Origin of the sequence: Hippea jasoniae (assembly GCF_000744435.1) — a bacterium.
GTDB classification, from domain to species: domain Bacteria; phylum Campylobacterota_A; class Desulfurellia; order Desulfurellales; family Hippeaceae; genus Hippea; species Hippea jasoniae.
The window spans coordinates 24,340-48,870 of the sequence record NZ_JQLX01000016.1 but is presented as its reverse complement, the minus strand read 5'-3'; the positions used below and the strand labels follow the sequence as shown (position 1 = coordinate 48,870).

Sequence of the window (24,531 nt, the reverse complement as noted above, 5' to 3'; positions counted from 1 at the left end):
TATGACTAACTGGTTGATTGCTTTTATATCCGTCATTATCCTCTTTGTTATTTTCTTTGCTATGCTGGCGGTTTCTAAGTATTTAGCCCCTAAGGAGTATTACGAGGAAAAGTTTGACCTCTACGAGTGCGGTTATCCGATGCTGAGTGAACTGCACCACATGAATATACGCTTCTATATCATTGCAATTATGTTTACTTTGTTTGATATAGAGGCGATATTCATGTATCCGTGGGCTGTTGATTTTAAGGGGCTTGGCGTTTTAGGTGTTATTGAGATGGGTTTGTTTGTTGTAATGGTTTTTGTGGGCTGGATTTATGCTTACAAGAAAGGAGCATTAGAATGGGAGTAGAGAATCCTTGGATTACGACAAAGCTTGACAAGCTTGTAAGCTGGGCGAGATATTCATCGCTATGGCCTATGACATTTGGACTTGCCTGCTGTGCTATTGAGATGATGGCAACAGGAGCCTCCCGATTCGACCTTGACAGGTTTGGTGTTGTTTTCAGGGCATCTCCCAGACATTCAGATATTATGATTATTGCAGGAACACTAACAAAAAAGATGGCTATTGCAGCAAGAAAGGTTTATGACCAGATGCCCCATCCAAAATGGGTTATCTCAATGGGTTCCTGCGCAAACACCGGTGGCATGTTTGACACCTACAGTGTTGTTCAGGGTGTTGATACAGTTATGCCTGTAGATGTTTATGTGCCAGGATGCCCGCCAAGACCTGAAGGTCTGCTATTCGGTATTATGAAGCTTCAGGAGAAGATCAGAAGAGAAGGCTCAATGAAAGCCTAAAAAAGGAGAGTCTTATGACTAACGAGGAGTTGTTTGAGAAGATCAATGCCAGGTTTGGCGAATGGATTATAGAGCATGATACTTTTAGAGATGAGTTATCGGTAACTGTAAAAAAAGAAAAGTTGCACGAATTGATGCAGTTTTTGCACGATGATCCAGAGCTAAAATTTGACTATCTTGTTCTTGCTACGGCGGTAGATTTCCCCGATAGGGGTGAAAGATTTTACCTTGTCTATGAGCTAAGGTCCCTTGATTACAAGATGATAATGCGTGTTAAAACAAGAACAAAGGAAGATGAGCCTGTAGATAGCGTATGCGACATATGGCATTCTGCTGACTGGGATGAAAGGGAAATCTACGATATGTTTGGCATCACATTTAACAACCATCCAGATTTGAGGAGAGTATTGATGCCAGAGGACTGGGAGGGGCATCCATTAAGAAAGGATTATCCTCTTAAGGGTAGGCCAGAGGATGATGTCTGGCTTGATAAGCACCTCCCAGAGGGTCAACTCAAAAAGCCAAGACACACAAGGATGCCTTAAGGAGATCGGATTATGAATGAAACTTACAGGGTTAATAATGAAAGAGAGGTTATAATCAATGTTGGTCCGCAACATCCAGCCACACATGGCGTTTTGAGGTATGTGGTAAAGCTGGATGGTGAGAGGATTGTAGACTCCGACCCCCAGGTAGGTTTTTTGCATAGGGGTATAGAGAAACTTGCCGAAAACATGACCTATCAGCAGTTTAACCCCTATACAGATAGGCTGGATTACCTTGCTGCCATGAACAACAACCTTGCCTATGCAATGGCGGTGGAGAAGCTTTTAGGAATAGATAAAGAGATTCCTGAAAGAGCTCAGTATATCAGGGTTATTATGGCTGAGCTTGGAAGGATTGCATCGCATCTTGTCTGGCTTGCTACCCATGCCCTTGATATTGGTGCTATGACGGTTTTCCTCTACTGCTTCAGGGAGAGGGAATATATACTTGATATGTATGAGATGGCATGCGGTAATAGGCTCACATACAACTACATAAGAATTGGTGGTGTTGCAAGAGACCTGCCCGATGGTTTTATGGATAAGCTTAAAGAGTTTGTTAAGCTATTTCCAAAGAAGGTTAAGGAGTATCACACGCTCCTTACCAAAAATAGAATCTGGCTTAAAAGGACAAAGGATGTTGGTTATATTTCAAAAGAGGATGCAATCAACTACGGTATAGCTGGACCATGCACGAGGGGTAGCGGTGTTGATTGGGATCTAAGGCGCGACATGCCCTATCTTGTTTACCCTGAGCTTGATTTTGAGATCCCTGTGTATGATGAAGGTGATGTTTATGCACGCTACCTTGTGAGAATGGATGAGATGGTTCAGTCAAACAAGATACTTGAGCAGTGTATTGAGAAAATCCCAGATGGTCCAGCAATGATAGATAAGCCTGAGTATGTCTGGGAGCCCAAAGAGCGCCTTATGATGAACAATTACGCCTTAATGAAACATTTTGTAAAAGTTGTTAAGGGTATAAAGGCACCTGCTGGTGAGGTTTACTTTGGCGCTGAAAACCCCAAAGGTGAACTTGGATTCTACATCTACTCAACAGGTGAAGGTAAGCCATACAGATTAAAGATCCGCTCGCCGTCGTTTATCAATATCTCTGCTATGCCAAAGATGGTTAAGGGCGGTTTGATAGCGGATATTATCTCGGTAATCGGTAGTCTTGACTTCGTGTTTGGCGAATGCGATAGATAAGGGGTGCAAAATGGCGGATACTGTAAAAATAAAGATTAATGGCAAAGAGTATGAGGCAAAAAAAGGCGAAACCATCCTTGATGTAGCAAGAAGAAACGGCGTTTATATACCCGCTATCTGCTACTCAGACAGATTTGGCGCAATCGGTGCTTGTAGGATCTGTGCTGTTGAGATAGTGGGAATGAAAAAACCGATGCTGTCCTGCGCTTTTAAGGTTAAAGATGGCATGGAGGTTTTGACAGATAGCGAAAAGGTTATTGAGCAGAGAAAAAAGATCGTTTGGGAGTGGGATAAATTCCACCCATTGCAGTGTGGTGTCTGCGATAAAAGTGGTGAATGTGATCTACAGGATATCAATTATGAATTAAATATCACAGAAAACCCACTTGAAGAGGAGGCTGATCCATTAAGCGTTCCCAACAGAAGCATTCATCATGAGTGGCGAATTATCCATCACGATGCAAATCTATGTATCCAGTGTAGAAGATGCGTAACTATCTGCGATAAGGTTGTCAATTTTGGTATTCTGGCAATGGTTAAGAAAGAGTGGGGTGGTAGAGAGGTTGACACAAAAGATGGCAAACCGCTTGAATGTGAGTTCTGCGGACAGTGCGTAAGCATCTGCCCGACAGGCGCTATGAGCTCAAAGCTGTTTAAATACAAAGCACGCCCCTGGGAGATGGAGAAAGTTCCCACCACATGTCAGTTTTGTGCATCGGGATGTCAGATGGACTTGAATGTAAAGGATAATAAGGTTTTAAGGGTTACCTCTAAAGATGATACACCAAATCTGGCAAACCTCTGTAATCTTGGAAGGTTTAACTATTCTGTGATTGATAGGAGACTTTCTGATTACTATGTCAATGGACGCCAGACAACAAAAGAATCGGCTCTCGATAAGGCTGTAAAGTTAATATCTTCAACAAAACCGGAAAACATCGCTGCTATTTGTGGTGGTAGAGAGACTGTTGAAGATCAGCTTATGTTAAGATTTTTCCTTGATGATGTCGTTAAATCCAACAATGTTGACTCATTTGCCTCAACCCACATTGCAAAGCTATACAGCGTTCTTCCCGAGGGTGTAGCAGCGTTTAACAACATAAGGGATATGGAGGATTGCGATCTGATTTTTGCCTTCGGTGGCGATTTTGCAAACGAGATGCCCAGACTCGACTGGCAGATAACAAGAAATGTTAAGCTGCTGGGTGTTTCAAAACTGATTACAGCATACTGGCGCGATACGAAGATAGATACCCTGGGCAGCAATCCTTTGAGGTATGCAGTTGGCGATGAACTTAAGTTTTTAAACTCCCTTGCGGCAAATCTGTCGAAAGCCCTGGGTGTTGATATACCTGTTGAAGACGGTGGTTATGAGATTGCTCAGGAGACTTTGGAACTTATAAGTTCAGCAAAGAAGGTTGCTTTTGTAGTGGGTCAGGAGGCGTTAGAAAGACCATTTGGAGATGAAATTGCAAAGGCTATAAGCAATCTGCTTATGCTGGTAAAGGATAAAGTAAGACTGTATGTTTCAAGTAAATACAACAACGCATATGGAGCTATCTTTAGCGGTTTAACAAATGGTTTTGGTTTGTTTGGCAAAAAGACAGAGAGGGTTTTCAATATCTATGATCTAAAAGAAAAGGTTTTGGATGGCTCTGTTAAGACATTGATCTTGATGAATGCAGACCTTCATACGCTTTTTAGCGATAGCGATGTTGATGAAATATCCTCAAAAGCCAATATTATTTTGTTTGATAGTTATCCAAGTAGAATGACCTCAAAAGCAGCTGTTGTCTTGCCCACTACAACTTTTGCTGCAACTGATGGGCATTACATCAATATTGAGGGTAAGCTAAACAGGGTTTCGAAGGCAATTGATGAGGGTTTTGAGACAGCATATCAATTGCTTGTTGAAATGGCTGAAAAATTGGGTACAAAACTTGGAATGGGTAAAGTGCAGGAGGCTTTAAAGGGAGAGTTTGCTATTCAGCCCTCTGTTGAAAGCTTTGTCTCTACATCCAACAGCAGTTTTGAATTTGCTGAAGAGTTTAAGGGTGCACTTATCTACTCCAAGTTTAGAAGCGGCATATTCTCATCATTTGGCGATGGAGCATCGATTGCATCACCTGAGGGCTGGGTTGAGTTGAGCAAGACAGATGCAGAAAAGCTGGGTGTATCAACAGGTGATAGGGTAACAGTTTCAGGTGAAGGTTCCATTGAAGCTGTTGTTAGAGTTGATGAGGCTCAACCCGAGGGCGTTGCAGGTGTGACATTGTGGTATGATGGTTTAAACGGCTTCAATGTAGCCGGTTCGTTAAATAACCTATTCAGTGCAAAAATAACGAAGGGTGAGTAGCCATGGAAGTATTGATAGCAATCATTAAACTGATAGTTGTTGTGACAGTTCTTAGTGTATATGTTATGTATGCGACATGGTATGAAAGAAAGGTTATAGGTCATATGCAGCAGCGAATAGGACCAAAAAGGGTTGGCTGGCATGGATTGCTACAGCCTATCGCAGATACAATTAAATCGTTTTGGAAGGAGGATGTAATTCCAGAGCGTGCTGATAAGCTACTTTTCTGGCTTGCTCCTGCAATTGCTGCTACACTACCGTTTGCTGCTGCTATAGCAATTCCATTTGGTCCTCCGATTCACCTTTCAGGCGGAAAGGTATTTTATTTAAGCGTATTCCATTCCAAAGTCGATATACTGTTTATACTTGCGATGCTTGGGCTTGCCTCTTTTGGTGTTCTAACGGCTGGTATCGCATCAGGCGGAAACAAATATTCATTCACAGGTTCGCAAAGAGAAGCAGCGCAGGTTGTCAGTTATGAGGCAATTTTAGCTTTAGCTTTACTGAACCCGATCTTAATGGCGCATTCTCTTGATATTAACGAAATAGTAGCAGCTCAAAAGCATCTCTGGTTTGTATTCTATCAACCCTTTGCTTTTGTAGCTTTTGTTATTGCAATGATTGCTGCATGTGCAAGGGTGCCGTTTGACTTACCTGAGGCTGAGCCAGAGTTGGTTGCTGGTCATATGACAGAGTTTTCTGGTTTGAAAATGGGTATGTTTTTCTTTGGCCAGTATGTCACAATCTTCGTTGTATCTGCTCTTGCAGTAATAATGTTCTTGGGTGGCTGGAACGGACCCATACTACCGGGGTTTGTCTGGTACTGGATTAAGGTTTTAGCGTTTATATTTATGTTCACATGGTTCTGGGGCACATTCCCACGATACAGATACGACCAGTTAATGGATATCGCATGGAAGGCTCTACTACCTCTTATGATTCTAAATATACTCTGGACAGGCTTTGCTTTAACAGTAGGCTTACCGGTGTTTTAGGAGGATGCCATGTTGTTTAATGATTTAAGAAAAGGTTTATCGGTTACGATAAAATATCTGTTTACACATGCAGTTACCTGTCAGTACCCCGATGAAAGGCTTGAGGTGCCCGAAAGGGGAAGATGGCTGCATGCACTTGAGAAATTTGAAGGCTCTGAAAAGATTAAGTGTATCGACTGCGGCTTGTGTGAAAGGGTTTGTCCTTCGAAATGTATAAAAATTACACCTGTTGAGAATGATGATCACACGAAAAACGCTGCCGAATATGAGATCGACTTAGGCAGGTGTTTGTTTTGCGGCTTGTGTGTTGAGGTGTGTCCTGAGCTTGCATTGAGTATGACAGATAAGTATGAGCTTTCTGAGTATGATAGGGAGAAGTTTGTTTATACAAAAGAGCAACTTCTAAAAAGTAAAGAAGGGTGATGGTTATGGAAGCAATTGTATTTTACATTATCGCACTTATAACGGTTGGTTCGGCTTTAGGGGTTGTGTTGAGCAAAAACCCATATCGGGCGGCTCTGTGGATGGTGTTGACATTCTTTGGCATTGCTGGGCTGTTTGTTATGCTGCATGCACAGTTTAATGCTATGCTGCAGATTATTGTATATGCTGGAGCCATCGCCGTTATGATAATGCTAACTATGATGGTCATGGATAGGCGAACCATCGAAGGTCTTAAGAGATTTAATTCTCATGCATACTTTCCTGCTCTAATCGGTGCTGGATTGCTGTTGGATCTTGCTTATCTGGCAATAAAGGTAAAAATTGACCTTGCCAATGCTGGCAAAAATCTCACGATGGACGGCTCCAATACAAAGATGATAGGTGAAATTTTGTTTAAACACTACCTATTCCCCTTTGAAGTTACAGCGATAATCCTCCTTGTTGCACTGCTTGGCGCTGTTGTTCTGACAAAAAGGGAGATAAAGTAAGGGGGTTGATATGTTTAGCGAATATTTGATTGTATCTGCACTGCTAATAGCCATTGGCGCCACAGGCGTTATGATCAGGCGTAACTTTATGATTGTATTGATGTCGCTTGAGGTGATGATAAACGGTGCGGGATTGCTGCTTATTACAATGTCTTACTATTTGGGTAATGTTTCAGGTCAGGTGATGTTTATATTTGTGGCTGCGGTTGCTGCATCTGAGACGGCTATAGGCCTGGCTATTGCAGTGATGATGTATAAATCAAAAAAGAGCGTGGATGTGAACGACTTCTCAATCTTAAGAAAGTGAGAGGGGAAAGCGATGAAGGTAATACTGTTATTTATCATTTTAACACCGCTGATAGGCTTTTTAATCAACGGTATATTTGGCAAATGGACAAAGCCGATTGCTGGTGTTATAGCTGCATCTGCTTTGGGAATTTCATTTTTATTGGGATTGTTTCCCATTATTTCCGTTTTAAAAGGGCATATAGTTGAATACACCTACTACACATGGTTGCCCTTTAAAGGTGTAGCGATACCCTTTGGTTTGAGAGTAGACTATGTGTCAGCTGTTATGCTGTTTGTTGTAACCTTTGTCTCCTGGATGATTCATATCTACTCAAACGGCTATATGAAGGGGGATAAGGGTTATGCAAGGTATTTTGCCTATCTCAACCTATTTGTTACTGCGATGCTGATTCTTGTTCTGGGCAACAACTACGCCTTGATGTTTGTGGGTTGGGAAGGTGTTGGTCTGGCATCCTATCTGTTGATCGGTTTCTGGTATGAGAAAAGCTCAGCTGCTGATGCAGGTGAGAAGGCATTTGTTGTAAACAGGATAGGTGATGCCGGTTTCATTATCGGTATGTTGTTTTTAATCTACCATTTCGGCAGCCTCACATATTCAAATATTTTCCCGAGAGCTGAAGAGGTTCTGGGATACGGATCAACTGCCGCGACGGTTATAGGCCTTGCACTATTTTTGGGTGCAGTTGGAAAGTCCGCTCAGTTTCCATTGTATATCTGGCTTACAGATGCAATGGAAGGTCCAACACCTGTTTCATCGTTGATTCATGCAGCAACAATGGTTACAGCAGGTGTTTACATGGTTGCAAGATCCAATGCTATATATTCACTTACACCGGTTGCTCAGGAGGTTGTGGCAAGTGTTGGTGCGTTTACAGCCTTCTATGCAGCAACAATGGCATTGACGCATAAAGATATAAAAAGGATTCTTGCATACTCCACACTATCTCAGCTTGGATACATGTTTATAGGTGTTGGTGTTGGAGCCTACTGGACAGGTATGTTCCACCTTATGACACATGCATTCTTTAAAGGCTTGCTCTTTCTTGGAGCAGGTGCAGTGATGCACTCGATGAGGGGATTGCTCTCCATAGATTTGATGGGCAATCTGAAAAAATATATGCCTCAGACTGCAATCTTGATGGTCATAGCATCACTTGCAATTTCTGGTATTCCGCCTTTTGCTGGATTTTTCTCAAAAGATGCCATTCTTGCATCAGCCCTTGAGATGGGTCATCCAATTATCTGGATTGTTGGTGAAGTGACAGCCTTTATGACAGCCTTCTATATGTTCAGATTTGTGTTTACTGTTTTCTACGGCGAGGAAAAGGTTGAGGGATTGTACCATGAATTGCATACACATGAAGCCCCAGCTGTTATGACCCTACCTATGTGGGTGCTTGGTATTCTCTCTATAATTGGCGGCTGGGTAGGTATACAGTACGCAGGCCATATTCCGTTTGAGTGGTTTGTAACACACACTGCACCCACAACAGAGGTTGCACATGAGGCTCACTACTCTGAGGCTTTGCTAATGGGTATATCTGTAACCATGGGTTTGGCAGGAATATTTACAGCCTGGCTGATATATATCAAAAAGGTCATCACTGCAGAAAAGATTGCAAGTATGTTCAGGCCAATCTATACATTGCTTGCCAATACGTACTATGTTGATGAGTTTGTATATTGCTGTATTGTTAAACCGTTCTGGTGGGTTTCAACAAATGTTTTGTGGAAGATTGTTGATGTTGTTGTGATAGATAAGGGAATGGTAGATGGCTCTGGCTGGATTGCAGGTAGAGTTGGTAAAGGTTTGAGATTGCTTCAAACCGGTTTTGTGTCAAACTATGCATACTGGATCAGTCTCGGGATCTTTCTGTTAAGTGGCTGGTACCTGCTTAAAATTATGTAGTAAGGAGTTGGGCTTATGAATCAGCTGCATTTTCCGATCTTAACGACAATAACCTTTCTTCCATTGGTTGGAGCATTTTTAGTTGCTTTGATCAACGAGAAGAATGAAAACTTGATACGCTATGTAACCTTTGGTGTACTTGTGCTTGATTTTCTAATTTCATTGCCTCTATTTTTCTACTTTGATCCAACAACATATCATATGCAGTTTGTGGAACGCGTACCGTGGATTAAATCACTGGGTTTTCAGTACTATGTGGGTGTTGATGGCATAAGTTTATTTTTGGTGCTTTTGACAACATTTTTAACACCACTTGCACAGCTATCAACATGGAAGGCTATTGATAAGAAGGTTAAGTTATTTAATATAACCATACTGCTTATGCAGACAGGCATGTTAGGTGTCTTTATTTCACTTGATATGTTTCTCTTCTATGTCTTCTGGGAGGTTCAGCTTATACCGATGTATATGATGATCGGTATATGGGGTGGACCAAACAGGGTATTTGCAACGATGAAGTTCTTCCTCTACACATTTGCAGGTAGTGTTTTGATGATGGTAGCAATAATGGCTTTATACTTCCTGCACCATAAATACACAGGTGTTTACACCTCCGACATGGTGCAGCTTATGAATCAACCATTGCCACATCATCTACAGTTGTGGTTGTTCCTTGCATTCTTCATAGCATTTGCTATCAAGGTTCCGATGTGGCCATTCCATACATGGCTGCCCTGGGCACATGTTGAGGCACCAACGGCAGGCTCGGTTTTGCTTGCTGGTATATTGCTGAAGATGGGAACATACGGATTTTTAAGATTCAATTTACCGATGTTCCCTGACATGACACAGGCTTTTGCTGTTCTTGTAATAATTTTAGCTATTATCGGTATATTTTATGGTGCATTTGTTGCAATGGTTCAGCCGGATATCAAAAAGCTTGTTGCTTATTCTTCGGTTTCCCACCTTGGCTATTCGATGTTGGGTATGTTTGTTTTGACGCAAACAGGCGTTGAGGGTTCAATTCTACAGATGATTAACCACGGTATTTCGACAGGCGCCCTGTTCCTTGTTGTGGGAATAGTATATGAGCGCAGGCACACAAGACTTATTTCTGAATATGGTGGCATTGCAGCTTTGGTTCCCGTATTTGCAACATTCTTTATGATATTTACTCTCTCATCTATTGCCGTACCTGGTACAAACGGTTTTGTTGGTGAATTTATGATTTTGCTTGGCTCATTTTTGAGACATCCTGTTTATGGTATAATCGTTGCATTTGGAGGTATTTTCTCGGCTGTATATATGCTTACGATGTATAAACGGGTATTCTTCAATAAGGTTACAAACCCAAAGAACCTTGGTTTGCCGGATATGAATATAAGGGAGTGGATCTATCTTGTGCCTTTACTTGTTTTTGTTTTCTGGATAGGTTTATACCCCAATACATTCCTATCAAGGATGAGGGTATCGGTTGAGCATCTCTTAAATCAAACAAAGAGAACCACTGTCAGCTACAACATAAATATTCAACATAAGGTTAATCAAACAGTGGTTGTTAAAAAAGGATAAGGGGAGATGGGTATGCTTTACAGTCTAAAGGATTTAACGGCAATAATCCCAGAGCTGATTCTTACAGGTTTTGCGTTTGCTATTTTACTGATCGATTTATGGTTGCCAAAGAGGTTAAAGAATTTTAACGGCATACTTGCCCTGTTTGGAGTCGTGTTTGCCTTTGCAGCAGCTGTTGTTATGTACAACACACCTATGGATGCTTTCAATCACATGATAGTGATGGATAGGGCAAGTAATTTAGCCACCATTATTATGCTGCTTACAGCATTTGTAGCCATAGTGATGAGCTTTGATTTTCTAAACAGGGAAGGCTACAACCTTGGTGAGTATTATGAGATTCTACTGTTTTCGCTTGTTGCAATGATTATTCTTGCCTCAACCTACAACCTGATCGTTATGTTTATAGCTGTTGAGACACTTTCAATAGGCATGTATATACTCACAGGCTTTTTAAGACATAAGGCAGAAAGCGTTGAGGGTGCAATGAAGTATTTTATCCTTGGGTCATTTGCATCTACCTTCCTTGTTTTGGGTATAGGTCTGTTTTACGGTATGTTTGGTAGCGTAGATCTGTTGACGATCAAAAAGTTACTTGGCACAAGCAGCGAATTCTATAAATGGCTTGCCATTTTGGCATTCCTCTTTGTATTTGTTGGATTTGGATTCAAGATTGCAGCTTTTCCATTCCACTCCTGGACACCTGATGTTTATGCATCAGCTCCAACGCCTATGAGTGCGTTTATGTCTGTAGCACCAAAAGCAGCAAGCTTTTTGGCACTGCTGAGGTTTGTTGCTATGGGAATGGGGCCGATTGAGGCTAACTGGACAAAGATTCTCTGGGTTATTGCAGTAGCTACAATGACCTTTGGTAATACTGTGGCGCTGTGGCAGAAGGATTTAAAAAGACTCCTTGGTTATTCATCTATTGCACATGCAGGATACATGCTTGTAGGTATAACAGCAGCCAACGCTTTAGGATATGGCGCTGTGATGTTCTACCTGTTTGGCTATCTGTTTATGAACCTTGGCGCATTTGCCGTTGCTGAGTTTATTTCTCAAAAGGATGACAGGGGTACAGAGATTGAAAACCTCAAGGGTTTTGGATATAGATATCCCCTGCTTGGTGCGGCAATGCTTATCTTTATGTTCTGTCTTGCCGGGGTCCCACCAACAGTTGGCTTTGTGGGTAAATACTACCTCTTTTCAGCAGCGGTTAAATCACACCTCTACTGGCTTGCTGTAATCGGTGTTATAAACAGCGCTATTTCTGCATATTTCTATCTCAATATTGTTGTTACGATGTATATGAAAGAAGAAAAAGGCCAGGAGAGCAGGGTTTATGAGGTGTTTAACTCAATCCCTGTAAAGGCTGTTATTCTTATTACGGCATTGAGCGTTCTTTATATCGGTATCTTCCCAAGCACATTTTTGGATATCGCACTGCATTCTATAAGCTTTTAGGTAAGGAGGGGCTTGCCCCTCTTTTTCTTGACTTAAACCATAGCCTCTATTATAACTAATTCAAAGGAGAAGAAGATGGATGAGATATTTAGCTTAAGCGATAGCTATCTATTCAACACATACAACCGTTTCAGGGTTGTTTTTGAAAAAGGAGAAGGGGTTTATCTGTACGATTATAACGGCAATAGATATATCGATTTTTTAGCTGGTATTGCCGTAGTTAGTCTTGGTCATTGTCATCCTGTTGTTGTTGATGCAATAAAAAAACAGGCTGAAAAACTCATCCATACATCAAATCTGTATTATATAAAGCAGCAGGCTGAGGTGGCAAAACTGCTGGTTGATCATTCATGCTGTGATAGGGTTTTTTTTGTAAACAGTGGAGCTGAAGCCAATGAAACGGCTATCAAACTTGTAAGGAAGTTTTACAACCCGCATCGATTTAAAATCCTGTCGTTTAAGAACTCATTCCACGGCAGAACGCTTGCAGCCCTGTCTGCAACAGGGCAGGATGCCTATAAAACAGATTTTGAGCCTCTTGTTGAAGGTTTTGAGTTTGCCGAATTTAACAACATCGATGATGCTATCTCAAAAATAGATGATAAGACTGCTGCTGTGCTTGTGGAGTTTATTCAGGGTGAAGGCGGCATCAATGTAGCTAAAGAGGATTTTATAAAAAAACTTTACAACTACTGCAAGGATAGAGGAGTTTTGTTTGTTGCAGATGAGGTTCAAACAGGTGCAGGCAGAACAGGTAAGTTTTTTGCCTATGAGCATTACGGTGTAGAACCAGATGTAATAACACTTGCAAAAGGCATTGGCGGAGGGGTGCCTATAGGTGTTGTGCTTGCAAAAGAAAATGTGGCAAAAGCACTTGGTCTGTCAACCCACGGTTCTACATTTGGCGGCAATCAGCTATCCTGTAGTGTTGCAGAGGCTGTTGTTAAACATATTCTAAGTGATGGTTTTTTGGAGGATGTAAAACAAAAGGGTGAATATCTCATTTCAAGCCTTAAAAATAAGCTTTCTGATAAACAGTGGATTGTGGATATAAGGGGTCTGGGATTGATGATAGGTGTTGAACTTGACAGTGTCGATCATGCAAAAGCCGTTATAAATAAAGCTTTTGAAAATGGTTTGCTTATTGGTAGGGCTGGCGAAAAAACGATCAGGCTTGAGCCACCTCTAATTGTTGAAAAAAGTATAATTGATGAGGCCGTTGATATTTTAGATGGAATTATTCAATGAAAATCAATGAGGATACGATTCAGAGGATTTCTGAGCAGATAAGCACGGTTTTTGGTGTGGGTTATACAGCCTATGCTCCCGGTACCATGGGCAGTCTCTATGGATTGTTGCTGTACATGTTTGCAAAAGAGCTAAATGCCGTACTCTATGTTTTATTTATTGTAGTACTTTTTGTAATAGGCACCTTTACAAGCGATGTTATGGAAAATGTTTACGGTATTAAAGACCCATCTTTTGTGATTATTGATGAGGTTGTGGGGATGATGATCTGCTTTATAACCATTCCATACTCACCCCTAACGGCGATTGCGGGTTTTTTACTGTTTAGAATTATCGATATTTCCAAGCTTCCGCCTTTGAATATACTTGAAAAAATCGGTGGTGGTTTTGGTATAATGATTGATGATGCCGTAGGTGGCTTAATGGTAAATATAATCCTTCAGGTGATAGTAAAATGAGTGTTGGTGTGATATATGCTTCATTGCTGGCTAATAACTGGATAAATAGAGACTTTTTTGCAAAGTTTGGCATTGAGATCGGTTTTGAAGCAGTCAGCGTTGATTATGAAATTTTGAAAGATACAATAAATACAGCTTTTCAGTTGACTGAGGGTTTAATTATTATTTACGATTCACTGCAGTGGCACAATATTCAGAAGATTATGATGCAGAATTTTCAAAGGAGTCTAATTTTTGTTGATGTCAGTAAACCCTATGTGATCGCAAAGGGTTTTAAAAGGATAGCCGAGGGTGTGTTCTTTGATAATATAGATGGCAAGCCTGTGGCATTCATCGATGCATCGTTAAAAAAAGAGGATGATTTTGGAAAAGTAGCTGCGCATTTTGTATCCGATAGAAGTATTGTGAAGGTGTTTGGTAGACTTGAGGATCAAAAGCTGGAGCCTGTATTCAGGGATGAGGTTGAGGAGATTTATCTACTAAAAAAGGAAGAAATAGAACATTTAAAAGATAACCTAAAAGTTTATTCGACAGATGGAGCCTCTGAAAGTTATGCGCTTGTCGATGTTTTAAAGGTTAAAAATGCAAAGATTGCAACAGCAGAAAGCTGCACAGCAGGTCTTGTTGCAGCAAAGATAGCCGATGTGGCAGGTGTGTCGGAGTTTTTGGAAGGTGGTTTTGTTACCTACTCAAATAAAATGAAGGTAAATCAACTTAAGGTTAGCTCAGGAGTGCTTTACAGGGTTGGTGCTGTTAGTAGAGAGGTAGCAGAAGCGATGGCAGCCGGAGCCATTGCCTCAAGTGGTGCTGATTTTGCCGTATCAACAACGGGTATAGCAGGACCAACAGGCGGTAGCGATACAAAACCCGTGGGTCTTGTCTGGTTTGGCGTGGCAGGAAAAAATGGTGTTGTTAGGGCAACAAAAATGGTTTTTAGCGGCAATAGGGCTGCAGTTAGAGAAAAAGCGGCAAGATTTGCCATTCTTTATTTAAGGGAGTTTATTTTAAGTCAGTGAGATTGTTTGTAGCCTTAGAGGTTTCAGAATCGATAATACAACAGATTGGTTTGCTGCAGAAAAAAATCGCTCAAATAACGGATAAGATCAGACCTGTAGCCTTAAAGAATATGCATATAACGTTGAAGTTTTTGGGCGAGCAGCTTCCGCAGGCTGTAGATAGGATAGCTGAAATTATAAACGATAATGTTAATAAGAAGCCTGTAGCAATAAGGCTTGATAAAGCCGGTGTTTTTAAAAATCTCAAGCATCCGCAGGTGTTGTGGCTGGGTGAGGAAAACAAACAGTTTGAAGATTTTGCTTTAAAATTATCAAATGAGCTTGATGTTTTCAGGCCTTCAGACAACAAACCGTTCTGCCATCTTACAATTGGACGAATGAAATATATAAAACAAAAGGATCTGTTGGATGTGTTGAAGCTTTGCAGGGATTTTGTTTCAGAAAACAACCTGAATTTTGTTGCAGATAGTATCGGCCTGTTTGAAAGCAGGCTTAAAAAAAGCGGCGCTGAATATAGATTGATTAAAAAATTCAATTTTAAGGGGTGAGTTATGGATGAAAAAAAACTTCAATCGTTGAATATGGCTATCTCAAAGATAGAAAAGACATTTGGCAAGGGTGCCTTAATGAAACTTGGTGATGCAAAAGCAGTTGATGTAAATGTAATTCCAACGGGTATTTTATCGCTTGATTATGCACTTGGTGTATGCGGCATTCCACGCGGCAGAATCACAGAGATCTACGGTCATGAATCCAGCGGTAAAACAACACTTGCACTTCATTGTGTGGCTGAGGCTCAAAAGGGTGGTGGTATAGCTGCGTTTGTTGATGCAGAGCATGCATTGGATGTTTATTATGCAGAAAAGTTAGGTGTTGATATAGATAATCTGCTTGTCAGTCAGCCAGACTCAGGCGAACAGGCGCTGGAGATTATCGATACGCTTGTAAGGAGCAATGCTGTTGATATTATAGTTGTGGATTCTGTGGCTGCACTTGTGCCGCAGGCTGAAATCGAGGGTGATATGGGCGATGCCCATGTGGGTTTGCAGGCTCGCCTGATGAGTCAGGCGTTAAGAAAACTTACAGCGGCTATCAGTAAATCCAATGTGGCTATTATTTTTCTCAATCAGATCAGAATGAAAATTGGTGTTATGTTTGGCAATCCCGAAACAACAACAGGTGGCAATGCACTGAAGTTTTACTCATCAATCAGGCTTGAGATAAGAAAAAGTGGCACACCGATTAAGCAGGCTGGCGAGGTTGTGGGAAACAGGGTAAAGGTTAAGGTTGTTAAAAATAAAGTCGCACCGCCATTCAGAGAGGCTGAGTTTGATATTATCTACGGTATGGGTGCTGATAAAATCGGCGATTTGCTGGACTTGGCTGTTGCCAGCGAGATTGTGGAAAAAAGCGGCTCATGGTATTCATACAACGATGAAAGATTGGGTCAGGGCAGGGATAATGCAAAGGAATTCCTCTCTCAAAGGCCTGAACTTATAGAGGAGATAGAACAAAAATTGAGAGAAAAACTCAACTGTAAACAAGAGGAGAGCGATGAGGTTTGATCAGATTTTAAAAAAGGCTGTTGGTATGGATGCAAGTGATATCCATCTAAAGGTTGGTGCATATCCTTTTTACAGGATAAACGGTGAGATGGTAAAGGATGAGGATGAGCAGCGTATATCAAAAGAGGACTTTGATGAGTTTTTAGAAAAAGGTGTTGATGAGTTTTTGCGTGAAAAATTCAAGGACAACAGGCAGATCGATGTGGGATACGGGTTAAGCGGTATAGGCCGCTTCAGGGTTAATATATTTTTTCAAAGAGGAACCCCTGGTGCGGTGTTCAGGTTTATACCCTACGATATACCATCGCTTGATGAGCTCAATCTGCCAGAGGTTATAAGGGATATCGCCTTAAAACCGAGGGGCTTGATACTTGTTACGGGCGTGACAGGCAGTGGTAAGTCAACAACACTTGCATCGATGATAGATTTAATCAACAAAACAAAGAAAAAAAACATTATCACGATAGAAGACCCGATTGAGTATCTGCACAGAGACCACAACTCATCTATTGTTCAAAGGCAGGTTGGTTATGATGTTTTAAGCTTTGCTGATGGTTTACGTGGTGCATTAAGGGAAGATCCCGATGTAATTTTGGTGGGTGAGATGCGCGATAGGGAAACCATTGCAACAGCGCTTGAGGCGGTTGAAACAGGTCATCTTGTTATGTCAACACTGCATACAAAAGACGCCACAGAGACGATAAATAGAATTATAGCGGCGTTTCCATTAAATGAGCAGCGCCAGATCAGGCTGCAGCTTTCTGCAACGATCGAGGCTGTCATTTCTCAGAGGCTTTTAAAAAGAAAGGACGGTAAAGGCAGGGTGCCAGCAGTTGAGATAATGATAGCAACCCAGCTTGTCAGGGATGCGATTTTGGATGCAGAAAAGATGCACAATATCAAACGCTCTATCGAGATAAACAAAGACACCTACGGCACACAGACATTTGATCAATCTCTGCTTGAACTGTATCAAAAAGGGCTTGTGGATTTTGAGGAAGCAAAGGAGTATGCAACCAATCCAAACGACTTTGCCCTTCAGGCAAAGGGTATCTATTAAATGAACAAAGAGGCGTTGAATTATGCCCTGAGACTTTTAGATAGAAGGGATTATACAAAAAAACAGCTTGAGGATAAATTAAACTCAAGAGGCGTATCTAAAAGAGACATTATCGAGGTTGTAAATTATCTTAAAGAAAAGGGCTATGTTGATGATGAGCGATATGCAAGAAATTATGTTTACTTTAGACTCAAGCGTGGGTATGGGAAAAAAAGGATAAGGTTTGAACTGTTAAATAAAGGCATAGATGAGGCTATAATCGATAAGGCTTTAGGTTTGCAAGATGAGAAGGCAGATGAGGTTTTTTTAAAGAAATATGAGCTTTTGAGGGGTAAAAAAAACCTTAAAAAAAAGTTGTTTGATTATATGCAGCGCAGGGGTTTTGATAGCCAGACGATTTTTGGTTTATTTGAAAAATACGATGTGAGGGAGAGGATAGATGAAAACGGCTGATTTAAGGAAGGCTTTTTTAAACTACTTTAAAGAAAACGGACATACAATTGTAAAATCTGCACCGCTTATTCCCAAAAACGACCCTACCCTGCTGTTTGTCAACGCAGGCATGGTGCAGTTTAAGGATGTGTTTTTGGGTAAAGAGGTGAGGGATTATAAAAGGGCGACAAGCTGCCAGAAATGCGTAAGAGCCGGTGGAAAACACAACGACCTTGAAAATGTGGGTTTTACAGCAAGGCATCATACATTTTTTGAGATGCTGGGGAATTTTTCATTCGGTGATTACTTTAAAAAAGAGGCGATTCATTTTGGCTGGGATTTTGTGACAAGGGTGCTTGGAATAGATAAAAATAAGCTGTGGATAACGATTTTTAGGGAGGATGATGAGGCTTTTGAGATATGGAATAAACAGGAGGGCGTGCCTCAAAATAGAATCGTTAGAATGGATGAGCATGATAACTTCTGGGCGATGGGCGATACAGGTCCGTGCGGTCCCTGCTCAGAGATTCACATCGATCAGGGTCCGGGTGTGGGTTGCGGCAGGCCTGATTGTTCTGTAGCCTGTGACTGCGACAGGTACCTTGAATTGTGGAATTTAGTATTTATGCAGTTTAACAGAGATGAGGCGGGAAATTTAACACCGCTTCCAAAACCCAGCATCGATACGGGTATGGGTCTTGAAAGAACAGCAGCGATTCTGCAGGGTGTGCATAGCAATTTTGATATAGATGTTTTCAGGTTTATTATTTCTCATCTGTCTGAGTTTTTTAGCGTTGAATATGGCAAAGACAACGACATCGATGTGGGCATAAGGGTTATAGCTGACCATCTAAGGGCTATAGATTTTCTTATAACAGACGGTGTTTTGCCGGATAAAGAGGGTAGAGGTTATGTGTTGAGAAGGATTTTAAGGAGGGCGATGAGGTTTGGCAGCAAGCTCAAAGCAAAAGAGCCGTTTCTGCATAAATTCATCGATGTTGTAAATGAGATTATGGGAGATACCTATCCTGAGCTTATTGCAAACAGGGATGTTGTGGTTAATGTTGTTAAGTCTGAGGAGGAGCAGTTCTTTGAAACACTGGAGAGCGGCTTAAAGATCCTTTCAGATATTTTCAAAAAATCTGCATCAAAGGTTGTTGAGGCAAATGATGCTTTTAAGCTTTACGATACATACGGATTCCCTATAGATTTAACCGTTGATATTGCAAAGGAAAACGGCTTTAAAGTTGATATAGAAGGCTTTAATAAGCTGCTTGAACAGCAGAGGGAGGCCTCAAGAAAAAGCTGGAAGGGAACGGGCGAGGAGTTTGTGTGGGATGTCTTTGGCGAAGTTTACAAAAAAGTCGGCAAAACAGAGTTTGTGGGTTATGATGAGTTTGAATGCGAGGCCGAGCTAAAGGGTATAGTTGATGAAAATAAAACGATTCAGAATACAGTTGATAAAAGGGGCATCTATTATCTGATCTTCGATAAAACACCGTTTTATGCAGAAAGTGGCGGTCAGGTGGCTGACAGTGGTTTTGTATTAAAAGACGGTGTCAGGGCTTTTGTGGATGATGTGCAGAAGTATTTTGACGGCAATCTCTTTGTTCATAGGGTTGAGCTAAAAGAGGGTAAATTGGAAACTGGTGAGAAATATACACTGAGAATCAATGTTGCACGCAGAAAGAACATAGCAAGACACCATACGGCCACACACCTGCTTGATGCAGCTTTGATAAAGATACTGGGCAAGCATGTCAGACAGGCTGGATCGCTTGTTGAGGAAAATAGATTTAGATTCGACTTTACCCATTTTGCAAAGCTAACCGATAAGGAGCTTTTTGAGATTGAGCAGTTGATAAATAGCTGGATTGTAGAAAACTACGAGGTTAAGACAGAAATTTTAAAGCTTGATGAGGCTATTAAAAAGGGTGCCATAGCGTTGTTTGATGAAAAGTATGCCGATAGAGTGCGCGTGGTGAGTGTGGGCGATGTGAGTATGGAGCTATGCGGGGGCACACATGTGAGGTATTCTGGTGAAATTGGTCTGTTTAAGATAATACATGAATCAGCCGTATCAAAAGGTGTCAGAAGGATTGAGGCAAAAGTGGGAATTGATGCCTATGAGTATGTTCATAGTCTTGAATCTATTTTGAAACATGCAGCCTTAAAACTCAATGTGCCGCTTAATGAGGTTCCAAAAAAGATAGATGAGCTAAAGAGTAAAAAGCAGACAAAAACAAAGCCAAAATTTGACCAATCAAAGCAAAAGACGATAAACGGCATCAACCTGTATATCGATGTCTTTGATAATGAAGATATGGCGGATTTAAGGCATTTAGGAGACATTGCAAAGGCAAAGATGAAAAGCGGTGTTGTTGTGTTATTTGACAAAAAAGAGGATAGGGTTAATTTATTGGTAATGGTAACAAATGATTTAATTGACAGAATAAAGGCAAAGGATGCGGTGAAAAGAATTTCTGCTGAGCTTAAAGGTAAAGGCGGCGGAAAGGATGAATTTGCCCAGGGCGGGGGTAGGGATTTATCGAAACTTGATAAGATTGTCTCAAACATTGCTGAGTATCTGGGGGTGTAGCGATGTTCAAAGAGATGGTTTATATGGCTGTGGGCTTATCGAAAAGGGTTGATAAAATAGTAAATTCGATTATAGAGGAAGGCAAAAAAGAGGTTGAGGATAAGGGGGTAATTGAACTAACAAAAGAGCATCTAAACAAGCGCAAAGAGATGGTTAAAGGCATGCTTAAAGAGGATGTGGAAGAGGTGATAAAGGAGTTTGGGCTTGCAACAAAACAGGATATCGAGGAGTTAAAAAACCTCATTAAACAAACAAAAGCGGGGTAGCTTATGCTTGTGAGAAAACCGGCTGTTGCTGGATTGTTTTATCCAGATTCAAACGATGAATTGCAGGCATACCTAAAGAGTGCTATAAAGCCTGTTGAAGAGAAAATATCACCTGTTGCAATCATTGTGCCGCATGCAGGTTATATCTATTCGGGGGCTACTGCAGCAAGCGTTTACTCTTTAATTGAAAGCTTTGATACATATTTGATTTTTGGACCAAACCACACAGGTCTTGGCGCTGATATATCGCTTTTTGACGGCATATATGAAATGCCGTTTGGCGAGGTTATGCCGGATAGCGAGCTTATAGAAAAGATAGCTAAAGGTGAATATGTGGAGATTGACTATTATGCTCATCTGCAGGAGCATAGCATAGAGGTGCAGCTTCCATTTATCGATTATATTTCAGAAGGCGATTATCGGATTGCCTCGATCGTTGTTGGAACACACAATGTTGCAAAGCTTTACTCAACCGCTGAAACCATTGCAAAAGCCATCAAAGAGCATAATAGAAGTGTGTTGATGGTTGTAAGTAGCGATATGAACCATTATGAAGACCAGAATACGACCTTAATTAAGGATAATAAAGCCATAGAGGCCATGAAAAATTTGGATGAAAATGAGCTGTTGAGGGTTACGCAGGCAGAGGGTATAACGATGTGTGGTGTTGGTAGTGCATACATTGCCATAGCCGCTGCAAAGATGCTTGGTGCAAAGCGATTTGTGGAGGTTGACCACAGAACAAGCGGTGAAGTAAACGGCGACTTTGATAAGGTTGTTGGATATCTTTCTGCTTATATAGAATGATCCACAGGATTATATATTTTGTAAAAAACCTGACTTACGACTACCCTTTTGCTTTTGCTTTTGTTTTTTTGTTGTTTTTGCAGCTGCATTACGAAACGCACAACACGCTGTTTTTAATAATCTGTTTTGCTATATTTGTTGTCTCTATGATAGGCACACGCAGGGTGTTTTTGGCTATGTTTGTATGTTTTCTGATTTTTATTTTAACACCACAGCAAAGACAGTGCAACTGCCCATCCAAGATCACAGGAGAGGTTAAATCTAAAACATTTTCAAACAGGCTTGGTTTAATGGTGAAATCAAACCATGGCGGTGTTTATGTCTTTGCCTCAAAGGCTTTTGATAATCTACTTGTTGGCGATAGGGTTGTCTTGAAGGGAAAATTTAAGCCGATTGAAACGGTTAAAAATGACTCATTTAGAAGATATCTGTTTTCAAGTGGCATCTGCTGTATTGGATATGCCTATTACATCAAAAAAATCGGCACAACACCTGTTATTGGTTTTTTTGCCCGTTTAAGAAAGAAGATTGAGGATGAGTTTTACTATTTTTTGCCAGAAAAGGTCGATTATTTTTTAGATTCCTCCATTTTGGGTGATAAAAGTTTTTCAAAAACAATAAAAGAGCCGTTTATAAAAACACAGACTGCTCATCTGCTTGTCGTTTCTGGTTTGCATATGAGTTTTGTTTTTGGTTTATTTTATATGCTGTTTTTTCAAATTGTAAGCAGGATTTCATTTTTCTACAGGCGCTTTAACATAAAAAAGATTGCCAGCTTATTTGCCGTTGTGCCCCTTTTTTTCTATTTTTTGCTTATTGGTGGCAATATTCCAGCCATAAGGTCTTTTTTGATGAGTATGCTTGTTGTGATGTCTATGATTTTTGGTTTTAGAAAATCATCCTACAATGCACTGTTTTTTATAGCTGTTTTGATTGAGTTGTTTTACCATCGAGCAATTTACAATCCATCGTTTATTATGTCGTTTTTTATGACATTTGTGGCGCTTTTTTTATACGGTTTTTGCCAAAGTATTCGGGTGTATAAAATTATAAGAAGCCTGATTTTTGTTATTTTGATGTCTTTGTTTGCTATGCCTTTGAGTGGCTATTTTTTTGGTCATGCCAATCTGTTTTCAGCTTTGGATAATATCGTGGCTGTGAGTCTATTTGGCTTTGTGGTTGTGCCGCTATCTTTTGTTGGTATTTTAGTTGTGCCGTTGTTTTATCAGGTAAAGTTATTGTTTTTTAAGTTTCTGGACAGCGTTGTTTTGCTATATTTGCATCTAATTCAAAAGCTTGCTGCATTTTATTATACAATTCCTTTAAGTTTCAGCCTGCCCAATATGGTTGTGATTTATCTGTTTGGCTTTGGTGTTATTGGTTTAGCAAAACTTCTACTTCATCTAAATAATCAACGCCAAACTCAGCCGCAAACGACTTCTTAAAGTAGGCAAATTCAAGATAACCTGCTGAGTTGATCAAAGCCTTATAGCTGCTTGTCGGTGAATGGTATGTTTCCTCTAAATGCCTGAAAATCAAGTTTTTAAGCATTATCCTTTCAAAACCGCCATTCAGGTAGTCTTCAGTGATGTTTGAGATACAGTTGCCAAAGTTATCGATATAGATTATCTGCCCCTTTATCCTGTTCTTTTTCTGCTGTGGCTTAAAAGAAAAGCTTAAGCTTTCCTTTTTTTTGCCAATAGTTTCTAAATCGCTGTTTGTTGCAAGCCAGGCTGCTTTGACCATAATGTCCCGCGCTTCAAATGTTTTTGAGCTTTGAGGGTTTATTTCATCTTTTGAGATAACCCTTATTAATTCAGGTTCGATTAAACCTAAAGCCTCATTGTCGGGTGAAACGATAATCTGATCTTTCCATTTTACAACAACGATATCCCTATCGCTGCCAACGCCTGGGTCTACCACAACGATATGGATGCTGTTTTTAGGAAAGCGGGGTATTGTTGTTGCGACAATATAAGCTGCTTCTATGGAATGAAACGGTTTGATGTTGTGCGTTATATCCACTATTTTTAAATTTTCACCAAAGAGTTTAAATATCTCGGCTTTTAGTTGGGCTACAAACCCGCCGCTGTCTGAAAAATCAGTTGTTAATGTTAGTATCATTGTCAATCTCCTCTAATAAAGCTTCCTTCTTTTTAAAACAGTTCGACGAAACATCCTTTATTTTGTTTAAAGTTTTTACAGCCTGCCCAAACTGTTTTAGTTTTATAAAACAAAACGCCCTTGTTGTGATTGTGTAGCAGTTTTCACCCTCATGCTGTTCCATAAGATTGATGGTTTTTAAGGCGTTTATGTAATCTTTTTTTGCAATGTAGATGGCTATGAGGTTTTTGAAATACACTGGATTTGAATAGTTTGAAAAAACGATGGCACTTTCAAGGTCATCTATGGCTTTTTGTGTCTGGTTAAGCTTTAAATAAACCCTGGATCTATTGAAAAACGCAACATCGGCAGCAGGATAAAGCGGGTTGTTTATAAGCTTTGTAAACATCTCAAGCGCTTTTTTATACTGTTTTTTTTCAAAGTAGAATATACCCAATGCGTTGTATGCATCGTAAAAGTTTTTGTCAATTTTTAATGTTTCTTTTAAATATTTTTCATACATTGCATCGTTTTTTCTGAGTTTGTAGGCTATCGCAAGAAGATAATCAACACGCGGGTCGTTTTTTAAAACCTGCTTTGCTTCTTTGAGATACAAAAACGCCTTGGGAAGGTTTTCATAATCCTTATGCGCTATAATATTACGCGCCATCTCATATTTAATCAGAGCAATTTTTATACTTTTATCCATTGATTGCTTTTTTGGCTGGGGAGAAACACACGATGATAGCAGAATTATAATGCCGCTTAGAGCTAATATTATTGGTATTAACCTTCTCATCAGTTAAACAATAATGTTTTTTGTCTATTGAGTCAAGTATAATGAATATTTAGAATTTATAAAAAGTTAATTGACCGAGTTAA

25 protein-coding genes are annotated in these 24,531 nt (G+C 40.4%); 23 read left to right on the top strand and 2 right to left on the bottom strand.

Translation table 11 applies throughout. From position 1 onward, the window contains the following. The first annotated feature begins 1 nt into the window (after nt 1). From EK17_RS07895 to EK17_RS07785, 23 genes are all read left to right on the top strand, one after another. Entirely contained in the window at nt 2-352 is a 351-nt protein-coding gene (locus tag EK17_RS07895; RefSeq protein ID WP_035589461.1) for an NADH-quinone oxidoreductase subunit A, read from the top strand. Continuing rightward, nucleotides 343-804, top strand: coding sequence for an NADH-quinone oxidoreductase subunit B (locus EK17_RS07890; protein WP_035589459.1), 462 nt, complete (start codon nt 343-345; stop codon nt 802-804). The genes EK17_RS07895 and EK17_RS07890 overlap by 10 nt, the downstream gene beginning before the upstream one ends. A 14-nt stretch (nt 805-818) precedes the next feature. Beyond that, nucleotides 819-1,349 carry an NADH-quinone oxidoreductase subunit C gene (locus tag EK17_RS07885; RefSeq protein ID WP_051904524.1) on the top strand — a complete coding sequence of 177 codons (531 nt, stop codon included), beginning with the start codon at nt 819-821 and terminating at the stop codon, nt 1,347-1,349. 12 nt (nt 1,350-1,361) lie between these two features. After that, nucleotides 1,362-2,558 carry an NADH dehydrogenase (quinone) subunit D gene (gene nuoD / locus EK17_RS07880; protein ID WP_035589457.1) on the top strand — a complete coding sequence of 399 codons (1,197 nt, stop codon included), beginning with the start codon at nt 1,362-1,364 and terminating at the stop codon, nt 2,556-2,558. A gap of 10 nt (nt 2,559-2,568) precedes the next feature. Next, a complete protein-coding gene (locus EK17_RS07875; RefSeq protein ID WP_035589455.1) occupies nt 2,569-4,914 on the top strand; it encodes a 2Fe-2S iron-sulfur cluster-binding protein in 2,346 nt (781 codons plus the stop codon). Between the two features lie 2 nt (nt 4,915-4,916). After that, nucleotides 4,917-5,909 (top strand): NADH-quinone oxidoreductase subunit NuoH, encoded by a 993-nt coding sequence (gene nuoH, locus EK17_RS07870; RefSeq protein WP_035589453.1) that lies wholly within the window; start codon nt 4,917-4,919, stop codon nt 5,907-5,909. A gap of 9 nt (nt 5,910-5,918) precedes the next feature. Continuing rightward, the gene (locus EK17_RS07865; RefSeq protein WP_035589451.1) at nt 5,919-6,332 is read left to right on the top strand and encodes a NuoI/complex I 23 kDa subunit family protein; all 414 of its coding nucleotides are present in this window, start codon (nt 5,919-5,921) and stop codon (nt 6,330-6,332) included. Between the two features lie 5 nt (nt 6,333-6,337). Continuing rightward, on the top strand, nt 6,338-6,841 hold the full coding sequence (locus EK17_RS07860) for an NADH-quinone oxidoreductase subunit J family protein (protein ID WP_198018179.1): 504 nt from the start codon (nt 6,338-6,340) through the stop codon (nt 6,839-6,841). A 10-nt stretch (nt 6,842-6,851) separates the two neighbouring features. Beyond that, nucleotides 6,852-7,148: an NADH-quinone oxidoreductase subunit NuoK gene (gene nuoK / locus EK17_RS07855; RefSeq protein WP_035589449.1), complete on the top strand. Its 297-nt coding sequence runs from the start codon at nt 6,852-6,854 to the stop codon at nt 7,146-7,148. A gap of 12 nt (nt 7,149-7,160) precedes the next feature. Then, complete coding sequence (gene nuoL / locus EK17_RS07850; protein ID WP_035589447.1) at nt 7,161-9,059, top strand: NADH-quinone oxidoreductase subunit L; 1,899 nt, start codon at nt 7,161-7,163, stop codon at nt 9,057-9,059. Nucleotides 9,060-9,074: 15 nt separating this feature from the next. Further along, entirely contained in the window at nt 9,075-10,631 is a 1,557-nt protein-coding gene (locus tag EK17_RS07845; RefSeq protein WP_035589445.1) for an NADH-quinone oxidoreductase subunit M, read from the top strand. Nucleotides 10,632-10,643: 12 nt separating this feature from the next. Continuing rightward, the gene (locus tag EK17_RS07840; protein ID WP_035589525.1) at nt 10,644-12,095 is read left to right on the top strand and encodes an NADH-quinone oxidoreductase subunit N; all 1,452 of its coding nucleotides are present in this window, start codon (nt 10,644-10,646) and stop codon (nt 12,093-12,095) included. A 75-nt stretch (nt 12,096-12,170) separates the two neighbouring features. Beyond that, complete coding sequence (locus tag EK17_RS07835) at nt 12,171-13,343, top strand: aspartate aminotransferase family protein (protein WP_035589442.1); 1,173 nt, start codon at nt 12,171-12,173, stop codon at nt 13,341-13,343. Then, nucleotides 13,340-13,801 carry a phosphatidylglycerophosphatase A family protein gene (locus tag EK17_RS07830; protein ID WP_035589439.1) on the top strand — a complete coding sequence of 154 codons (462 nt, stop codon included), beginning with the start codon at nt 13,340-13,342 and terminating at the stop codon, nt 13,799-13,801. Before EK17_RS07835 ends, EK17_RS07830 begins: the two co-directional genes overlap by 4 nt. After that, the gene (locus EK17_RS09300) at nt 13,798-14,817 is read left to right on the top strand and encodes a CinA family protein (RefSeq protein ID WP_198018178.1); all 1,020 of its coding nucleotides are present in this window, start codon (nt 13,798-13,800) and stop codon (nt 14,815-14,817) included. The genes EK17_RS07830 and EK17_RS09300 overlap by 4 nt, the downstream gene beginning before the upstream one ends. After that, on the top strand, nt 14,814-15,365 hold the full coding sequence (gene thpR / locus EK17_RS07820) for an RNA 2',3'-cyclic phosphodiesterase (protein ID WP_035589437.1): 552 nt from the start codon (nt 14,814-14,816) through the stop codon (nt 15,363-15,365). The genes EK17_RS09300 and thpR overlap by 4 nt, the downstream gene beginning before the upstream one ends. Nucleotides 15,366-15,368: 3 nt before the next feature. After that, nucleotides 15,369-16,382, top strand: coding sequence for a recombinase RecA (gene recA, locus EK17_RS07815; RefSeq protein ID WP_035589435.1), 1,014 nt, complete (start codon nt 15,369-15,371; stop codon nt 16,380-16,382). Beyond that, a complete protein-coding gene (locus tag EK17_RS07810) occupies nt 16,372-17,442 on the top strand; it encodes a type IV pilus twitching motility protein PilT (RefSeq protein ID WP_035589433.1) in 1,071 nt (356 codons plus the stop codon). Before recA ends, EK17_RS07810 begins: the two co-directional genes overlap by 11 nt. After that, nucleotides 17,443-17,895 (top strand): regulatory protein RecX, encoded by a 453-nt coding sequence (locus tag EK17_RS09150; protein ID WP_051904521.1) that lies wholly within the window; start codon nt 17,443-17,445, stop codon nt 17,893-17,895. Continuing rightward, on the top strand, nt 17,882-20,473 hold the full coding sequence (gene alaS, locus EK17_RS07800; protein ID WP_035589431.1) for an alanine--tRNA ligase: 2,592 nt from the start codon (nt 17,882-17,884) through the stop codon (nt 20,471-20,473). Before EK17_RS09150 ends, alaS begins: the two co-directional genes overlap by 14 nt. 2 nt (nt 20,474-20,475) lie before the next feature. Then, nucleotides 20,476-20,739, top strand: coding sequence for a beta-ketoacyl-[acyl-carrier-protein] synthase family protein (locus tag EK17_RS07795; RefSeq protein ID WP_035589429.1), 264 nt, complete (start codon nt 20,476-20,478; stop codon nt 20,737-20,739). A 3-nt stretch (nt 20,740-20,742) separates the two neighbouring features. Further along, nucleotides 20,743-21,546, top strand: a complete 804-nt coding sequence (gene amrB, locus EK17_RS07790; RefSeq protein ID WP_035589427.1) for an AmmeMemoRadiSam system protein B — start codon at nt 20,743-20,745, stop codon at nt 21,544-21,546. Then, nucleotides 21,543-22,991: a ComEC/Rec2 family competence protein gene (locus EK17_RS07785; RefSeq protein WP_035589425.1), complete on the top strand. Its 1,449-nt coding sequence runs from the start codon at nt 21,543-21,545 to the stop codon at nt 22,989-22,991. Before amrB ends, EK17_RS07785 begins: the two co-directional genes overlap by 4 nt. Here the strand turns inward: EK17_RS07785 and EK17_RS07780 are convergent. Further along, on the bottom strand, nt 22,921-23,670 hold the full coding sequence (locus EK17_RS07780) for an SAM hydrolase/SAM-dependent halogenase family protein (RefSeq protein WP_035589423.1): 750 nt from the start codon (nt 23,668-23,670) through the stop codon (nt 22,921-22,923). The two genes, EK17_RS07785 and EK17_RS07780, sit on opposite strands and share 71 nt — an antisense overlap. Then, nucleotides 23,648-24,448 carry a tetratricopeptide repeat protein gene (locus tag EK17_RS07775; protein WP_156957537.1) on the bottom strand — a complete coding sequence of 267 codons (801 nt, stop codon included), beginning with the start codon at nt 24,446-24,448 and terminating at the stop codon, nt 23,648-23,650. The genes EK17_RS07780 and EK17_RS07775 overlap by 23 nt, the downstream gene beginning before the upstream one ends. Nucleotides 24,449-24,531: the final 83 nt, after the last annotated feature.

Bases quoted from the DNA above. Each gene is read 5' to 3' on its own strand.
- EK17_RS07895 (WP_035589461.1), top strand. From the start codon at position 2: ATGACTAACTGGTTGATTGCTTTTATATCCGTCATTATCCTCTTTGTT.
- EK17_RS07890 (WP_035589459.1), top strand. From the start codon at position 343: ATGGGAGTAGAGAATCCTTGGATTACGACAAAGCTTGACAAGCTTGTA.
- EK17_RS07885 (WP_051904524.1), top strand. From the start codon at position 819: ATGACTAACGAGGAGTTGTTTGAGAAGATCAATGCCAGGTTTGGCGAA.
- nuoD (WP_035589457.1), top strand. From the start codon at position 1,362: ATGAATGAAACTTACAGGGTTAATAATGAAAGAGAGGTTATAATCAAT.
- EK17_RS07875 (WP_035589455.1), top strand. From the start codon at position 2,569: ATGGCGGATACTGTAAAAATAAAGATTAATGGCAAAGAGTATGAGGCA.
- nuoH (WP_035589453.1), top strand. From the start codon at position 4,917: ATGGAAGTATTGATAGCAATCATTAAACTGATAGTTGTTGTGACAGTT.
- EK17_RS07865 (WP_035589451.1), top strand. From the start codon at position 5,919: ATGTTGTTTAATGATTTAAGAAAAGGTTTATCGGTTACGATAAAATAT.
- EK17_RS07860 (WP_198018179.1), top strand. From the start codon at position 6,338: ATGGAAGCAATTGTATTTTACATTATCGCACTTATAACGGTTGGTTCG.
- nuoK (WP_035589449.1), top strand. From the start codon at position 6,852: ATGTTTAGCGAATATTTGATTGTATCTGCACTGCTAATAGCCATTGGC.
- nuoL (WP_035589447.1), top strand. From the start codon at position 7,161: ATGAAGGTAATACTGTTATTTATCATTTTAACACCGCTGATAGGCTTT.
- EK17_RS07845 (WP_035589445.1), top strand. From the start codon at position 9,075: ATGAATCAGCTGCATTTTCCGATCTTAACGACAATAACCTTTCTTCCA.
- EK17_RS07840 (WP_035589525.1), top strand. From the start codon at position 10,644: ATGCTTTACAGTCTAAAGGATTTAACGGCAATAATCCCAGAGCTGATT.
- EK17_RS07835 (WP_035589442.1), top strand. From the start codon at position 12,171: ATGGATGAGATATTTAGCTTAAGCGATAGCTATCTATTCAACACATAC.
- EK17_RS07830 (WP_035589439.1), top strand. From the start codon at position 13,340: ATGAAAATCAATGAGGATACGATTCAGAGGATTTCTGAGCAGATAAGC.
- EK17_RS09300 (WP_198018178.1), top strand. From the start codon at position 13,798: ATGAGTGTTGGTGTGATATATGCTTCATTGCTGGCTAATAACTGGATA.
- recA (WP_035589435.1), top strand. From the start codon at position 15,369: ATGGATGAAAAAAAACTTCAATCGTTGAATATGGCTATCTCAAAGATA.
- EK17_RS07810 (WP_035589433.1), top strand. From the start codon at position 16,372: ATGAGGTTTGATCAGATTTTAAAAAAGGCTGTTGGTATGGATGCAAGT.
- EK17_RS09150 (WP_051904521.1), top strand. From the start codon at position 17,443: ATGAACAAAGAGGCGTTGAATTATGCCCTGAGACTTTTAGATAGAAGG.
- alaS (WP_035589431.1), top strand. From the start codon at position 17,882: ATGAAAACGGCTGATTTAAGGAAGGCTTTTTTAAACTACTTTAAAGAA.
- EK17_RS07795 (WP_035589429.1), top strand. From the start codon at position 20,476: ATGTTCAAAGAGATGGTTTATATGGCTGTGGGCTTATCGAAAAGGGTT.
- amrB (WP_035589427.1), top strand. From the start codon at position 20,743: ATGCTTGTGAGAAAACCGGCTGTTGCTGGATTGTTTTATCCAGATTCA.
- EK17_RS07785 (WP_035589425.1), top strand. From the start codon at position 21,543: ATGATCCACAGGATTATATATTTTGTAAAAAACCTGACTTACGACTAC.
- EK17_RS07780 (WP_035589423.1), bottom strand. From the start codon at position 23,670: ATGATACTAACATTAACAACTGATTTTTCAGACAGCGGCGGGTTTGTA.
- EK17_RS07775 (WP_156957537.1), bottom strand. From the start codon at position 24,448: ATGAGAAGGTTAATACCAATAATATTAGCTCTAAGCGGCATTATAATT.